At 39.1% G+C, this 17241-nt stretch carries 14 protein-coding genes and 1 rRNA gene; all 15 read right to left on the bottom strand.

What is annotated here, in order from left to right:
- Positions 1-1041, bottom strand: a complete 1041-nt coding sequence (gene rlmN / locus LQE94_RS15680) for a 23S rRNA (adenine(2503)-C(2))-methyltransferase RlmN (RefSeq protein ID WP_118737286.1) — start codon at positions 1039-1041, stop codon at positions 1-3.
- Between the two features lie 9 nt (positions 1042-1050).
- A complete protein-coding gene (rsmB, locus tag LQE94_RS15675; protein ID WP_240578140.1) occupies positions 1051-2400 on the bottom strand; it encodes a 16S rRNA (cytosine(967)-C(5))-methyltransferase RsmB in 1350 nt (449 codons plus the stop codon).
- On the bottom strand, positions 2393-3097 hold the full coding sequence (locus tag LQE94_RS15670; protein WP_118737284.1) for a zinc metallopeptidase: 705 nt from the start codon (positions 3095-3097) through the stop codon (positions 2393-2395). Before LQE94_RS15670 ends, rsmB begins: the two co-directional genes overlap by 8 nt.
- A gap of 62 nt (positions 3098-3159) precedes the next feature.
- A complete protein-coding gene (fmt, locus tag LQE94_RS15665; RefSeq protein ID WP_240578139.1) occupies positions 3160-4095 on the bottom strand; it encodes a methionyl-tRNA formyltransferase in 936 nt (311 codons plus the stop codon).
- Between the two features lie 4 nt (positions 4096-4099).
- Positions 4100-4591, bottom strand: coding sequence for a peptide deformylase (gene def, locus LQE94_RS15660; RefSeq protein ID WP_022074668.1), 492 nt, complete (start codon positions 4589-4591; stop codon positions 4100-4102).
- A gap of 47 nt (positions 4592-4638) precedes the next feature.
- Positions 4639-6867, bottom strand: a complete 2229-nt coding sequence (gene priA, locus LQE94_RS15655; protein WP_240578138.1) for a replication restart helicase PriA — start codon at positions 6865-6867, stop codon at positions 4639-4641.
- A gap of 9 nt (positions 6868-6876) precedes the next feature.
- Entirely contained in the window at positions 6877-8343 is a 1467-nt protein-coding gene (locus LQE94_RS15650) for a UDP-N-acetylmuramoyl-L-alanyl-D-glutamate--2,6-diaminopimelate ligase (RefSeq protein ID WP_117989458.1), read from the bottom strand.
- Between the two features lie 116 nt (positions 8344-8459).
- Positions 8460-9740: a Gfo/Idh/MocA family protein gene (locus LQE94_RS15645; protein ID WP_117989457.1), complete on the bottom strand. Its 1281-nt coding sequence runs from the start codon at positions 9738-9740 to the stop codon at positions 8460-8462.
- 63 nt (positions 9741-9803) lie between these two features.
- Entirely contained in the window at positions 9804-10643 is an 840-nt protein-coding gene (locus LQE94_RS15640) for a sugar phosphate isomerase/epimerase family protein (protein ID WP_240578137.1), read from the bottom strand.
- Positions 10644-10908: 265 nt separating this feature from the next.
- Positions 10909-12318 carry a uracil-xanthine permease family protein gene (locus tag LQE94_RS15635; RefSeq protein WP_118725264.1) on the bottom strand — a complete coding sequence of 470 codons (1410 nt, stop codon included), beginning with the start codon at positions 12316-12318 and terminating at the stop codon, positions 10909-10911.
- Positions 12319-12350: 32 nt separating this feature from the next.
- On the bottom strand, positions 12351-12857 hold the full coding sequence (gene xdhC / locus LQE94_RS15630) for a xanthine dehydrogenase subunit XdhC (protein ID WP_117989454.1): 507 nt from the start codon (positions 12855-12857) through the stop codon (positions 12351-12353).
- Positions 12850-13737 carry a xanthine dehydrogenase subunit XdhB gene (gene xdhB / locus LQE94_RS15625; RefSeq protein ID WP_240578136.1) on the bottom strand — a complete coding sequence of 296 codons (888 nt, stop codon included), beginning with the start codon at positions 13735-13737 and terminating at the stop codon, positions 12850-12852. The genes xdhC and xdhB overlap by 8 nt, the downstream gene beginning before the upstream one ends.
- Positions 13738-13739: 2 nt before the next feature.
- A complete protein-coding gene (gene xdhA / locus LQE94_RS15620) occupies positions 13740-16037 on the bottom strand; it encodes a xanthine dehydrogenase subunit XdhA (RefSeq protein WP_117989452.1) in 2298 nt (765 codons plus the stop codon).
- Between the two features lie 49 nt (positions 16038-16086).
- Positions 16087-16800 (bottom strand): Crp/Fnr family transcriptional regulator, encoded by a 714-nt coding sequence (locus tag LQE94_RS15615; protein ID WP_118737281.1) that lies wholly within the window; start codon positions 16798-16800, stop codon positions 16087-16089.
- Positions 16801-17156: 356 nt separating this feature from the next.
- Positions 17157-17241, bottom strand: a 23S ribosomal RNA gene (locus tag LQE94_RS15610); the annotation flags it as partial.

The raw sequence follows: 17241 nt of genomic DNA, 5'->3' as shown, positions 1-17241 counted from the left end.
TTATTCCTCACTTGTCTCTACGTAACGTCTTCTGAGCTGACCGCAGGCTCCATCTATATCTGCGCCCATTTCTCTTCTTATAGTAACATTTATTCCGCTTTTTTCAAGTTTATTTTTAAAATTCAACGCATTTTTCCGATCTGGTCTTACAAAATCACGCTCTTTGATTGGATTGACCGGAATCAAATTCAAATGGCAATTTCTTGGTTTTAATATTTGAATTAATTCTTTTGCATCTTCCGGTGTATCGTTCACTCCATGCACCAGACTATACTCAAACGTAATTCTTCTTCCTGTCTCTTCAAAATATGCATCGCACGCTTCAAGCACTTCTGACAACTCATATTTATTTGCAACCGGCATTAATTCTTTTCGTTTATTCTGATTTGATCCATGCAGTGACAACGCCAGTGTGATCTGTAAATGTTCTTTTGCCAGATCATAAATCCGTGGAACAATCCCACAAGTCGATACTGTCACATTTCTCTGACTGATATTCAGTCCATGTTCATCTGTCAATATATGAATAAATTTGAGAAAATTATCGTAATTATCCATCGGTTCGCCTGTTCCCATAATTACCACATTCGAAACTCTCTCCCCTATGATTTTCTGAATCTGATAAATCTGTCCAAGCATCTCTGATGCAGACAAATTGCGAACAAGACCGCCTATCGTAGATGCACAGAAGCGGCATCCCATTCTACATCCTACCTGTGAGGAAATGCAAACTGAATTGCCATGTTTATACCGCATTAAAACACTTTCCACTACATTGCCGTCATGAAGCTGAAATAAAAACTTATTTGTTCCATCCAATTTGGATTCTTGCCGCTCCAACATATGCACGGAAAGGATCTCATAATTTTCTTTCAATTTTTCACGCAATGCTTTTGAGATATTTGTCATCTCGTCAAAATTATCAATGGTCTTCACATGAAGCCATTCGTAAATCTGCTTTGCACGAAATGCTTTTTCTCCCTGAGTTTTTAATTCTTCTTGTAACTCTTCGTATGTATATGCTCGAATATCTTTCTTCATTCTCTCTGTCTATTTCCTTTTCTTCATACATGCCAGGAAAAATCCATCACTTTGATGAACCCCCGGAAGCAGTTGGATGCATCCATTTTCTTTCACATCCTTCTGAAGTTCTTCACACAATAAGCCATGAATATCTATTAATTCAAATTCTGGATATTCATTTAAAAACCAATGTACATTATCCATATTTTCTGCCGGATTGATCGTACATGTACTGTAAACCAGTTTTCCTTCATCTTTCACATATGCCTGTACATTTTTTAACATCTCTCTTTGCAATTTTGCAAGCGAATCGGCTCCCTCTTTTGTCGCCTTATATTTCAAATCTGTTTTCTTTGCAAGCACTCCAAGACCTGAACATGGAAGATCTGCCAGAACAATATCTGCTTTTCCTACAGAAGTCTCATCGAATATCAAGGCGTCCTGCTGTACTGCTTCTACATTACTCAGACCGGTTCTCTCAATGTTTTCCTGAATCAGACCGACTTTATATTCTGTCAGATCACGTGCTTCTACATGTCCGCTTCCATTTAATTTTTCAGCCATATGAAGGCTTTTTCCTCCCGGTGCCGCACAGACATCGATCACATAGTCACCCTCTTTAGGACCTGCCAACTCACTTACAAGCATGGAACTGATATCTTGTACTGAAAACTCACCATTTTGAAAGCTTTCCAAATCTCCCAAATAATCAAACCCTGATATATGAAATGCATATTCTAAATATGGATGCACTTTAACTGTAACGCCTTCGGCCTCCAGATGTTCTTTTAATTGCTTTGGTGTTACCATACGCAGATTACAACGTATCGTAAGCGGAGTTTCTCTCTGAAATGCCTGAAGCATCTGTTCTACGATATCACTGTCATATGCCTTTAGCCACAGATTCAAAATCCATTCCGGCATGGAGTACTGGATTGATAATCTCTGGCGCGGTTCTGTAGGATACTCAATCTGATCCAGATTTCGTGCCACATTTCTAAGAACTCCGTTCACAAATCCTCTTAAACTTCCAAACCCTTTTCTGACAGCCAGCTTTACTGCTTCATTACAGGCTGCGGATACCGGAACGCTGTCCATATATTTCATCTGGTAAACTGCACTTCTCATAATATTACGGATTACCGGTTTCATTTTCTTTACTTTCACTTTTGAAAATTGATCTAAAATATAATCAATCTCCATCATATGTTCCAGAGTACCCTCTGTCACTCTTGTGATAAAGCTACGCTCTTTCTTCTCAAGGTACTGGTACTTATTTAATACATCACGAAGTACAATATGACTGTACATTCCCTGTTCTGTAATTTCTAATAAGACTTCGAGCACAATCTCTCTTTCATTGATTGCTTTAGTCATTTCGTCTTCTTCCTCCTGAAATTAATATCAGACGTAAAAGCTGTAAAATAGCAGAAGCCGCACTTGCCACATAAGTCAATGCTGCTGCACGCAGTACTTTTCTTGTATCTGCTACTTCTTCAGTATAAAGTATTCCATTTGTCTCCAATGACTTTAATGCTCTTGACGATGCATTAAATTCCACCGGTAATGTCACAATCTGGAATAAAACCGCTGCCGAGAACAATAGGATTCCCAGATTAATCAGCAAAACAGATGCATTTCCCTGAATCAAAAATCCAATCAATATCAATGGCCATGCCAATGTAGATCCAAAATTTGCCACCGGTACCAATGAACCTCGTATTTTAAGGGGTGCATATCCATTGGCATGCTGCACAGCATGACCACACTCATGTGCTGCCACACCAATTGCAGCAACTGAAGTAGAAGCATATGTTGAATCCGAAAGATTTAACGTTTTATTTCTTGGATCATAATGATCTGTCAAATTTCCTGCTACACGCTGAACCGTAACATCATAAATTCCATTTGCATGTAAGAGGCGCTCCGCAGCCTCACGTCCAGTCATACCACTATGACTGCGGATTCTGGAATATTTTTGAAAAGTTCTGTTGACATTTGCTGATGCCAGCATACAAATTACAACACCAATTAATACCATTACATAGGTTGGATCATAATAAAAACCATACATATCTATCTCTCCTCACTGTATTTCAAGTCGAACGTCCCCTCTTCTTATTCACTTTTACGCTCTTATTCCTGATGAAATACTTCTCCAGGCTCAATTGTATAACCTCTTAAAAATGCTCCTGCATCCATTCTCTTTTTCCCTGGAATCTGTAATTCAACTACTTTTAAAAGTCCGTTTCCTGTCTGCACATAAAAACCATCTTTTTCAACCTTTACAACTGTTCCTGCTTGCTCATTACTTTTTTCATCTGTCACAGAAGCCTTCCAGATTTTTATCACTTTCTTATTCCAGTAAGTGTATGCACTTGGCCATGAATTCAAACCGCGAACAAGTCTTTCAATTTCTACTGCTGACTTCGTCCAGTCAATGTTTCCCAATTTTTTATCAAGCATTTTTGCATAAGCGGTCGGACTTTCTCCCTGTTTTTCCGGAACAATGCTTCCTTCCTGCAGCTTTGCCAATGTCTCTACACAAAGTGCCGCTCCTGCCTTGGCTAACTTATCGTGCAGACTCTCACCTGTTTCTTCTGCTGTAATCGGCACCTCTGTCTTCAACAGCATATCACCAGTATCCAGCCCCTCATCCATCTGCATCGTTGTCACACCTGTTACCGCTTCTCCATCAATAATAGACCACTGAATCGGTGCTGCTCCACGATACTTTGGAAGCAAAGATGCATGTACATTCACACATCCATATGGCACCATCTCTAAAATCTCTTTCGGAATGATCTGCCCAAATGCAATCACTACCATAATATCTACATTATACTGTCTTAATTTTTCCACACACTCAGCTTCACGTATTCTACGTGGCTGATATACTTCAATTCCATATTTCAATGCAGCTTCTTTTACCGGTGTATACTGCATTTCTTTTCCTCTTCCTTTTGGCTTATCCGGCTGTGTTACAACAAGGCATACTTCATGTCCTGCTTCTACCAGTGCTTCCAATGTTCCAACAGAAAAGTCCGGTGTTCCCATAAATATTATTCTCATGAGTCTATTCCTCCTCGTTCAAATAATCTTCCTCAGTATATTTATTGTCATGGATTCCATCTTCTGCCAGTTCCATATACATCTTTCCTTCCAGATGGTCAATCTCATGACAGAATGCTCTGGCAAGGAGTCCCTCTCCTTCCATCTCTACAGTATCCATGTGCTCATCTTGAAAACGTACCTTCACATGGTTTGGCCTTGTCACAATACCATATTTTCCCGGAAGGCTTAAGCATCCCTCTTCTCCTGTCTGCTCCCCTGATGTCTCAAGGATTTCAGGATTAATCATAATGATTGGTCCTTCTCCGATATCAATTACTACGATTCTCTTCAAAATTCCAACCTGTGGTGCAGCAAGTCCAACTCCCATCTCTTCATACATTGTATCTAACATATCAAATATTAATGTCTCTGTACGCGGAGTTATCATTTTTACCTCTTTACATTTCTTTGTTAAAATATCGTCTCCAACTACACGAATTTCTCTGATTGCCATAATATCCTCCTATTAATTCTTTTATTTATGTACGCTCTAAATATTTCTTATGAAATATGCATCGGATTGAAATCAAACTGGATTCGCATCGGATTGAATCCAGGATTCACTTCAATATATTGTTCCAATTTATTTTTCATCTTTATCAATGTATCATATTTTTCCGTTTTGAGATAGAGCACTTTACGATATACATCATTGATTTTTCCAATTCCCGGACTGGCCGGTCCTATAATCGCTACTTCTTCTGCACCTCTTATCCGAACTGCAAATTCTTTCAGATATTTACAACCGGTTTCCAAAAGTGCTTCTTTTTCACAGCTTACGAGAATTGCGAGTAAGTTATCCACAGGCGGATACCCCATAAGTTCACGATAGTGGATTTCTTCCTCGTAAAATGCCTCATAATCCTGTGCTGCCGCTGTAACAATTGCGTAATGCTTTGGACTGTATGTCTGAATAAGAGCTTCTCCTTTTTTTGCTCCACGTCCGGCTCGTCCCGCTGCCTGAGTCAGAAGCTGAAATGTCCGCTCTCCTGCACGATAATCATTTGAATACAATGACATATCTGCTGCCAGGATTCCAACCAGCGTTACATTTGGAAAATCATGCCCTTTTACAATCATTTGCGTTCCAACTAAAATATCTGCCTCTTCATTTGCAAATGCCGCCAGAATTTTCTCATGTCCGTCCTTTGACCGGGTCGTATCCAGATCCATACGCAACACCCTGGCCTCTGGGAAATGTTTCTTCACCACTTCTTCTATCTGCTGTGTTCCGGCTTTAAATTCTCCAATGTGTCTGGAACCACATTCCGGACATATCTGTACTCTTTCTTGTTCATACCCACAATAATGACAAACCATTTTCCCATTGCGGTGATACGATAATGATACATCACAATGTGGACATTTTACAACAAATCCACATTCCCTGCAGGAAATAAATCCGGCATAACCACGACGATTCAAAAAGAGCATAATCTGTTCTTTTTTTTGCAGCCTGTCTGCAATCATCTGCTGTAATTTTCTGCTTAAGATTGAACGATTGCCTTCCCGCAATTCCTCTCTCAAATCTACTACATGAACTTTAGCCATCTCCTGATTGCCGGAACGATTATGAAGTTCCAATAATTTATATTCTCCATGCTTTGCACGGTACATTGCCTCCACAGACGGAGTTGCAGATCCTAATATGACACTTGCCTGTTCCAGTTTTGCTCTGGCGATTGCAGTCTCCCTTGCATGATATCGTGGAATCTGTTCACTTTTGTATGTATTCTCATGTTCTTCATCAATTACTATCAATCCAAGATTAGGAAATGGCGTAAACAATGCGGAACGTGGACCTATCATCACATCAATCTCTCCTGCCTTCGCCCGCATCATCTGGTCATATCGCTCACCTGCGGACAATCTTGAATTCATGATAGATACCCTGTCACCAAATCTTCGATAGAACCTCATCACAGTCTGAAATGTCAATGCAATTTCAGGGATCAGAACAATTGCCTGCCGCCCTTTGGCTGCCACTCTTGCAATCATTTCCATATACACCTCTGTCTTACCGCTTCCGGTAACACCATGAATCAGATATGTTCCATATTGTTGTCTCTGATAGTCTCCCCAAAAACACTCTATCGCATTCTTCTGCTCAACTGTATAGCAAATGTCCTTCTCTTGTTGTTTTCGATTCTGTATCGGATTTCGGTATACCTGTTCTGACTCTATTGAAAGCACACCTTGTTCTTCCAAAGCCCGAACAACATTCAGTGTAATATTTAACTTTTTATTAATAAGCTCATAATCTAAAACTGGTTCATCGAGAAGTGCTGCAAGAAGTCTCGCTCTCGCTTTCTGATTCTTATGTAAATAAAAATCCAGCTTTGTTTTCCCTTCTTCTTCATTTAATAAAAGACGAACCTTTTTCTTAACCTTTGCCTGCTCTTTCTGTTTTATCGGAAGTACGGTTTTGAGTGCCTGAATCATAGTTCCACCGTAATTCTCCTTCATCCAGGCTGCCAATGCGACCAGCTTTCCTTCAATTGCCATGCCTTTTCTTGAAATCTCGGCAATTTCCTTAACCTTTGACAAATCATAATCGCAGTTTTCCGAAAAATCCACCACATAACCTTTTGTCATACGATTTCCTTTTCCAAATGGCACCAAAACTTCCATACCGATAGAAAGTTCCCCTTCCATATGGGAGGGGACTCTATATTGAAAAATCTTATCTAACTTTTCGTGTGTGATATCTACAATAATATTTGCAAACACAAGTTTCTCCTATTTTGCTTTCAATTCTTCTAAGACTTCCTGGATCAGCACCCTCTCATCCATCGGATGTTTTACACCTTTGATTTCCTGATAATCTTCATGCCCTTTACCGGCAAGAACAATGACATCTCCAGTCTGTCCATGTTCAATCGCATACTTGATAGCTTCTTTTCTGTCACAGATTTCTACATATTTTCCATCCGTTTTCTGAATTCCTGTCTTAATATCATCAATAATCGCCTGTGGTTCTTCAAATCTTGGATTATCCGATGTAATGATAGTCAAATCTGCCAGACGACCTGAGACTTCTCCCATCTCATAACGTCTGTCTTTGGAACGGTTTCCTCCACAGCCAAATAAACATACCAGACGCTTTGGATTGTATTCTTTCAATGTAGTCAAAAGACTTTCCAGACTCATTGCATTGTGTGCATAATCAATCATGAGTGTAAAGTCATCTGATACTTTTATCATCTCGATTCTTCCCTTTACCTTCGCAACCTTAAGTGCCTTTTTAATTGCATCTATCGGCACACCGAAGTGTCTGCATACAGCAATCGCCGTAAGTGAATTATAGACACTGAATGTTCCTGGAATATCGATTTCCACATCGAAATTCATCAGTCCCTCCACCTTGTATGCCACTCCAAGATATCCCGGTCTGGATACCAGATGCGTATCTGTTGCCCGCAAATCTGCTTTTTCAGAAAAACCGAATGTCTCTGTCTTGCAAGTTGCGCCTGCAAATACATCCTCGAAATATTTGTCATCTACATTGGCAATTCCAATCTCACATTGCTTGAACAAAAGACCTTTGCAACGTTTGTAATCATCAAAATCCTTATGTTCATTTGGTCCAATATGATCTTTTCCCAGATTTGTAAAAATACCAATTGTAAATGGGATTCCTGCTGTACGATGAAGCATCAATCCCTGAGATGAAACCTCCATTACAACACAATCACAACCAGCTTCTACCATCTCTGCAAAATATTTGTGAATCGTATAAGATTCCGGTGTTGTATTTGCTGCCGGAATATGTTTGTCACCAATGATTGCCTCAATTGTACCAATCAGTCCAACTTTGTGTCCAACTGCATCCAAGATAGATTTAATCATATAAGTTGTTGTCGTCTTACCCTTTGTTCCTGTAATACCAATTACTTTCAACTTATCTGCCGGATATCCAAAATACGCAGCTGACATCAAAGCTAAAGCATAACGTGTATCCGGAACGCGGATTACTGTCATATCTTTCGGTGCATCCACCTCATCTTCTACAATAACGGCTGATGCCCCTTTTTCTGCAACCTGCTGCACAAACTCATGTCCATCTACAACCGCACCTTTGATGCATACAAATGCGCTTCCATTTTCCACTTTTCTGGAATCATTGATTAATGTAGAAATCTCAATCTGGTCACTACCCTGTACTACTTCATATTCTAAACGTTCTAATAACTTACTTAATTGCATAATTTTTACCTCCTTGTATCGGAAATCGTTGTAATATAGAATATCATAAATCGAGGGTAAATGCAAAAAAAGAAGAGTCGGATTCTTGCGAAATCCAACTCTTACTCAAAGATTTATTATTCTGGTTTGTATTCGTCAAAATCGTATTTGATTGTTCCAAATGGTGTCTCCTGCTCACGAAGTGCGATTGACTTAGAAAGTGCTTTAATCTCATCTGCTGTTACACTGCGTCCGAGTTCACTCGAAAGTACAACACCTTCTGATAAGAATGCTGTCTGCATAGCAATGTATGGAGAATCAATTCTTGTAGTGTCGTCCAATTCGCCTCTAAGGTATGAGTACCACTGTAACTGGTTGTCGTTATACATTTCCATTTCAGGATGAAGCATAAGTTCCTGCTGTCCTGTGATGTCACCGATTGCACAGTCTAATTTATTTTCAAAGAGAACGCCATCTTTATCAACCCCGAACCACTCAAGTCTTGGTTTCTGAAGCATTCCGCCACCCATAATCTGTCCGCCTTCTGGAACTGCAAGAGGGCCACCTGTTGTATCTACATCGATGAATTTCAGTCCACCTTCAGAACCTGCTACGAAGCTTGTTCCGATTTCATCCATGTGGATTGCCCAATCTTCATAAATATCCATTGAAAGGCCACCTTTGAATCTTGCAATACCAACACCCAGGTCTTCTACTGGTGCAATACGGTTTGTGATTTTATCGATTCTTTCATCTGTCCAGTAATCGCAAGACTGTACACCGTATACGCTTTCAAGTTCAGGCATACCTAATACATAAAGCATCTGTGCCAAGTGATAGATTCCAAGGTCGAAAAGTGGTCCGTGAACACCAACCTTTGGATTGATGAAGTCTTTACTAAAGAATGGCATATCATATCCAGGACGTCCTTGTCTTCTGTGTCCGACACTTCTTGCATGGTAAACTTTACCAAGTTTTCCCTCTTCAATCATCTTCTTAGCGATACGTGTCTGTGGATTGTAGATAGAACTGATCTGGATAGCCAGTTTCTTACCATATTTTTTCTGTGCATCGTATAGAATCTTAGCATCCGCATAGCTTGCTGACATTGGTTTCTCTGAATAGCAATCAAATCCTGCTGCCATAACTGCTGTTGCAACTGATGTATGAAGGTTATTGTGTACACAAACTTCTACTTCATCAATGTCATCACGTTTGAGCATCTCACGAAAATCCTGGTACAGATTTTCCTCTGGAATACCATACTGTTTTCCGAATGCTTCCAATTTGTCTTTGTCAATTTCTGCTGCAGCTACAACTGTTAAAGCCTGTCCCTGTTTTTTCAGGTTGTTGATAACTGTCATGTGTCTGTGGGAAATCATTCCTGTTCCAATAATTGCAATTCTAATCTCTTTCATTATTTGTTCTCCTTCTTTATTATATTTTAATGAAATATTGCTATCTATAATTATGTTATAATTCTACCATCCAAGAATCTTGAGGTATTCGCGGCTTCTTCTAGCGCACTCCAATGGATCCATCTCATAGTGTTCATCCTGTTCTACGATAACCCAGTTTGCATTTGCTTTGATTGAAGCGTCCAGTATAGGCTCCCATATCATCTGTCCAAATCCAACCGGACGGAATCCGAAGTATCCTGTATCTCCTTCTTCCTCTTCTGTATCAATACCGATGAGCTTATACATGTTCTTTACTTCACCTTTTTTGATGTAGTCTTTCAAATGTACAACTGGAATACGATCTGTATATTTTTCTACAAATTCCGTTGCTTCTCCTGTTGCTACATCACACCAGCAAGTATCTAACTCTGACATCAGATGATCATGAGGAATTGCCTCGAACATTGCGTCATATCCCCATCTTCCGTCTGGAAGTTTTACGAATTCGAAATCATGGTTATGATATAAGAATGTCATTCCTGCATCATGAATTTTCTTTCCTACTTCATTTAAAAGTGGAAGGAAGCTCTCAAATCCTTCTGGATTAACCGGACGATATTCTTCTGCCATGTAAGGCATAACCAGATATTTCACACCGATTGTAGAATAATCCTTGAGAATCTGGTCTAAGTTATCCATCATCTCTGCAAATGCAACGTGTGCACTGATTGGTATAAGTCCAACCTCATCAAGAATTGCTTTTACGTTCTCTGGTTCCAGACCATACAATCCAGCAAGTTCCACACCGTCATATCCCATCTCTTTAATTTTCTGCATTACATTCTTAAAATTTTCCGGAGTGTTTTCCAGAAGATCTCTTAAACCATAAACCTGTATTCCAACTGGAAGTTTGTTAGCCATTTTTATTTCCTCTCTTTCTTTTCACTCAGCAGTTCTTTTGAACTTCTCTTCGTTTTATGTTTATAGTTTAGCACTTCTCAAATCATGAAACTTCTTCGTAATTATTCAAAAAACAGTTAATTTTTTGCATTTTTATTTCTTAAATTTCAGAAAAAACGTTTTACAGCAAAATTTCATGTACAATTTTTGTTCTTAACTCTTCTAATTACAAAAAAGCAAATGATCCGAACGCTTTTCGCATCCAGACCATTTGCTTTTATTCTTTTTATTCTTCTGTCTCCCCTGTATGTTTCGGCAAGAACAAGCTGAGAAGTAATGATACCACAAATACTCCTGCAACTGCATTTCCATTAAAGATATCACCTACTGCTGCCGGGAATGCAGCAAAGAAGTTTCCATCTGTCTGAGTTAATCCAACACCAACACAGAATGCAAGTGATACAATGATCATTGTTCTGTTGTTGAATTCACAATCCTTCATCATCTTCACACCTTCATACATGATAGAGCCAAACATCATAACTGTACATCCACCAAGTACTGCCTGTGGAAGTGAGTTAAAGAATGCTCCAAGTGGTGGGAATAATGATGCTAAGATTAAAATAATTGCTCCCATCAGGATTGTAAAACGATTGATAACACCTGTCATTGTTACAAGCCCTACATTCTGGCTGAAAGATGTAAGTGGAAGACATCCAAAGCATCCTGAAATCGCACTTGAAAATCCATCGACTGCAAGAGACCCCTGCAATTCTTCCATTTTTAAATCTCTGTCCAATGCACCTTTCGCTATTGCTGTTGTTGCACCTGTTGTCTCCGCAGCAGATACAAGGAACACGATTGCAATTGTAAAGAATGCACCAAGATTAAATACCGGCTTGTGGCTTGTGAAGAACACAAGTCTTGGAATACTTACAAAACCAACCTCTTCAATTGTTTTTGCAATTCCTGAAAAGTCGATCATCGGAGCAATTCCTGTAACTGTAAAAATTGCAGATAATATGTAACCTCCAACTAATCCTACCAGAACATTCAGGTTCTTATACACACCTTTTAATAAGTAACTAGATACCAGACAAATCAGTAATGTTACAGCTCCGATAAACAAATGGTACCATGCACCAAATGTTTCTGAGCCGCTTCCACCTCCCCATGAGTTCATTCCAACAGGAAGCAAAGACAATCCGATTGCAACTACTACGCAGGCAGATACGATTGGTGTCAGATATTTTTTCCAGTACTGTGCACTAAGTCCAACCAGACCTTCAAAAATACCACCGAGGATAACTGCTCCAACCATACCTTCATATCCAAGATCAGGATTCGTACAGATCATTAACAGGCTTCCAAGGAATGTAAAACTAACTCCCATAACGATTGGCAGTTTGGAACCGATTTTCCATATCGGATATAACTGTAAACAAGTACCTATACCCGCTACAAACATTGCACACTGCAATAATCTTGTAATCTCTACCGCAGTCAGATGATCTCCTGTCCCCCTCACAAGAGCTGCACTACATACAATCAATACAGGGGCTAAGTTCGATACAAACATAGCCAATACATGCTGCAATCCAAACGGGATTGCTTTATTAAGTGGAACTCGTCCGTTTAACTTGTAAATATTCTCTTCACTTACTGTGGTGATATTTTCCTCTTTATTAACTTTCATACCAAATACCTTTTTCTTTCATAAACTTTTTTCTAAATTGCATCCGCCTCTTCATTTTTTCCTAGTCTTCGCAGCATTGTCTTCTTCACCGCTCTTAATATATTCTCATATCCTGTACACCTGCACAAGTGTCCTGACATTAATTTTCGTATTTCATCATCAGAAAACTCTCTTTTTGCATTCAAAATTTCAGTTGCACTCATAATACATCCTGGTGTACAGAACCCACACTGCACAGCTGCTTCATCTATAAATGCCTGCTGGATGTCAGATAATTCGCCATTCGGTCCTGCAAGTCCTTCCAATGTAAGAATTTCTTTTCCTTCAGCCCAAACTGCCAGATAAATGCAAGAGTTAAAGCATTCGCCGTCAATAATAACATTACACGCTCCGCATTCCCCTACTTCACATCCTTTTTTTACACTGGTCATTCGAAAATCATCTCGAAGTACGTCCGTAAGCGAAGCACGGACATCGATCATCTTCTCAACTTTCTTTCCATTGATCGTACAAGAAAGTAATTTATACTGCTTACTCATCTATTTCACCTCCTGCCAGTCGAATTGATTCTGTCAACGCTCTCTTAGCAAGAACAACTGCGATATGCTGACGGAAATCCTTAGCAGCTCTCCAGCTGTCTCGTGGATTAATGTCTTCTAATACAGCTTTTGCAAATTCTTCAACAACTTCTTTTGTTACTGGTTTTCCCTTTGCAACCTGCTCTGCTGATGGTGCTCTCATTGGCACTGGACCCGCAACACCATATGCAATTCTGACATCCTCAATTGTTTTTTTATCTTCGGACAGTTTTACATTAACCGAACAACCTGTAGTTGCAATATCCATGGCATTTCTCATAGCATATTTAATATAATGTCCATAATAACCTTCATATGATTCTTTCGGTATAATAATTGCTGTCTGAATTTCTGCTGGTTTCAGATCTACAACTCCTGCTTTTATGTAAAAATCTTTAATCGGTATTCTACGTACACCTTCCGGTCCTGTTATTTCTACCACAGCATCCCATGCATGAAGTGTCGATGCTGAATCCGCAGAAGTTACACCATTACATGTATTTCCACCGATTGTTCCTATATTTCGGATTTGTGGTCCTCCTACCATATCAACTGCTTCCCCAAGTACATTGATATGTTTCTGAATAATCGGATCTTTTGTAATATGTGAAAAGCTGGTAAGCGAACCGATACGGATTGCATCGTCCTCTTCGTATGAAACTCCTCTCATTTCATCGATCATATAAATGCTGACCAGTTCTTTTCCTGCTCTTTTTCCTTCTCTCATCTGCACAAGTACATCGCTTCCCCCTGCAATTATCTGTGCTTCTGGATGTTCCTTTAAAAGCCTGATCGCATCTTCTACATTTTCTGCTTCATATAACGCTTTAATATCGTACATAATCATTCGCCCCCTTCTATCATATGTTCTTCTTTTAATTTACGGAAGAGATTATGTGGATTTACCGGTGCATCATTTACAAATACGCCTGTTGCATGGTATACCGCATTACGGATTGCCGGTGCAATAGAACATGTAGGCGGCTCTCCTAATGATTTTGTTCCAAATGCACTTGTAGGCTCTGGATTTTCAACAAAATATGCTCGTAAATTTGGATGATCCATAAATGTTGATAATTTATAATCCAATAAGTTATTATTCAATGCTCTTCCTGTCTTTGGATCAAACAACAGTTTTTCTGACAATCCAAATCCAATTCCCATACTCATACCACCATGTACCTGTGCCTCAGCCAATGCAGGGTTGATAAGTGTTCCTGCATCATGTACATTTACCAGGTCAAGCAATTTAACCTTGCACATTGGGATATCTACTTCTACTTCTGCAAATGTACATCCAAATGAATATGCATTGGATTTAATCTGTGCTGTACTCTCTGCTGACAGATGCTGACTGTGATTTAAGCTATACAAAGCTTCTGTTGATAATTCTCCTAAAGACATCAGTTCTCTTTTGTCTGTCACACGTACAATCTTACCATCAATAATATCTAAGTTATATTCCGGCATACGTGTCAACTCATGTGCATATTTCAAAATGTGTTCTTTCAAAAGTGATGCTGTCTGACGAATTGCAAATCCTGCTGTATATGTCTGACGTGATGCATAAGCTCCTGTTCCAAATGGAGTTATATCTGTGTCCTGACATGAAACAACGTGTACCATGTCCATTGGAACTCCAAGCACATCTGCTGTCATCTGAGCGTATGCTGTATCAGCACCCTGTCCGATCTCAGTTTCTCCAAGCTGTACCTGAAGGGAACCATCCTGGTTAAGTACCATTCTACAAGAAGAAGTTTCAAGAGATATCGGCCATACTGCTGTGTTGTACCAGAATACTGCCATTCCTACTCCTCTTCTTACATCACCAGTCTGATTCTTATATTCTTCGTATTTTCTCTTGAAATCTGTAGCTTCCATACCCTTATCAATACACTGATTAAATGTATCAGAATACAATTCATTTTTAGAAAATGCATCTACAAATCCAACCGGCATCAGATTTTTACGTCTGAATTCTATTGGATCCATATTCAATTTCGCTGCTACTTCCTCTGTGTGACATTCCACTGCCCACATTGCCTGTGGAATTCCGTAACCACGCATAGCACCTGCTACTGATTTGTTTGTAAATACAGTATAGGCGTCTGCCTCTACATTGTCACATGGATAAAGCTGTGGAAATGCTCCGACTCCTTTGGCGCAAATACTATGTCCATGAGATGCATATGCACCCTGATCAGAAAATGCTTCCAGCTTACGTGCCGCAAACGTTCCGTCCGGTCTTACCCATGAAACAATGTGGCTATGAATTGCATGACGTACACGAGTTGATACGAAAGTTTCTTCTCTTGGAACATCTAATTTTACTAAATGACCGCCAACCTGCAAACATAACCATGCACACAATGGCTCGTACAATACATCCTGTTTGTTACCAAATCCACCGCCAATATATGGTTTGATAATACGGATCTTACCCCAGTCTATTCCTAATGCCTGACCACAGACACGACGAACGATATGTGGAATCTGTGTTGAGCTAACAATTTTGATTCGATCAGCTTCCTTCTCAGCATAACAAATAAAGTTTTCAATATGACAATGCTGTACCGTTGGTGTGCTATACCATCCCTCTACTTTGATCAAACCAGGTTCTTTGATTGCTTCCTCATAATTTCCTTTACGGATTGTTGTATGTTTTAAAATATTATTCGGATAGTTCTCATGTAACTGTGGTGCTCCATCCTTCATTGCTTCATGAACGTCCAGTACAAATGGATATTCTTCATATTCTACTTTAATAACACGAAGTGCCTGTGCTGCTGAAACTTCATCTTCTGCAATAACTGCTGCTATATCATCCCCATAAAATCTTACTCTATCTGTTAACACCAATCTATCCGCTACATCCTGATGCGATTCATCCGTTGACCATGGATGTCCGGCTGTCGGAAAATAATGTTTTTCTTTTAAATCAAAACATGTACAGACCTTTACTACTCCCGGAATTTTTTCAGCCTCTGTTGTATCAATAGAAATAACCTTTCCATTTGCAATTGTTGAATGCAAAATACGTGCAACATACGCCCCTTTGTCGCACAGATCGTCCGTATATCGTGTACGTCCGATTACTTTATCATATGCATCGACACGAGTTACTTTTTTACCTACATACATTTTTCTTCCTCCTTTTCTCCTTTTATTTTTACCGCACTCTGCGATATGTTTAAAAAACATTTTCTCCGTTAACATAATATTCAAGTTCTTTTTTCATAATCATATATTGTGATTTCGTAATGACTATCTTGCCCTTGTTCAATTGTATTAGATTTACTTCTTCTAATTTCTTAATATTACGGTTTAATGTCTTCATAGATATGCCAACTTCTTCCGAGATTCTTGTTCTTGTCTGTTTTAATTCAAATTTTTCCGGTAATGGCTGCTTTTGTTCATATTTTCGAACTAAATGTACCATCAACCGGTCTTTTCCTTCCATAAACAAATACCTTCTTGCCTCTGCAGTCTGCATAACTAACCGCTTCATATTCTCCTGTGTCCGCATATATAATGCATCTACATCCATATGCATCCATTCCATATAATACACACACGGAATTGCGAGCAACCGACACTTTGTAGATGATAAAATGCTTATTCTATAATTTTTCATTCCCGCAAAACACTCAATCTCTCCAAAGAAATCGCCTGGTCCAAAATCTTTAAAATAATATGATTTCTCATTCATCGGCCATTCTACTCCGGTTACTTTACCAGTTAAAACGATATATATATATTTACACTCTTCTCCAGCTTTAATAAATGTCTGATCAGCTTCTATTTCCACAACTGACATATAATACTTTACTTCTTCCGTACAATTACGAAAAAGAATATTCATGTATTCTCGTTTTTTGGATGGTAACCCCTTAAAAATTTCCACGTTTTGGTCCTCCTTTTGATATATTATATTTTGAAATGAAATGTCTTTAAAAGGTCAAGTGACTACTTTTCTTTGCCTTTTTTATTTCTGGCGAAATACACAATTTTGCACGATTAATATAGCTTTATTATAATCTTTTTTAGTGATTTTTACTATAATTAATTTTTCAGATAATTCAAGTCGAACGTCCGTGAGACTTGGCGCGTGATTCTGGTCAGCGAAGCTGAATTTTGAGAACAAAAAAACACGTTCAAGAATTACTCTTAAACGTGTTACTGATTCTTTTTATTTGGTTTTGTACCTTCAAAACTGCATACAAAGTTTTTTTCATCCATCTTGTTCTCCTATCACCTGTTCTGGTTATGCCCTCGACCTATTAGTAACAGTCAGCTCCATGTGTTACCACACTTCCACCTCTGCCCTATCTACCTCGTCGTCTTC

Source organism: Mediterraneibacter sp. NSJ-151 (assembly GCF_022487435.1).
GTDB classification, from domain to species: domain Bacteria; phylum Bacillota; class Clostridia; order Lachnospirales; family Lachnospiraceae; genus Schaedlerella; species Schaedlerella hominis.
This window is presented reverse-complemented; position numbering and strand designations above follow the sequence as displayed.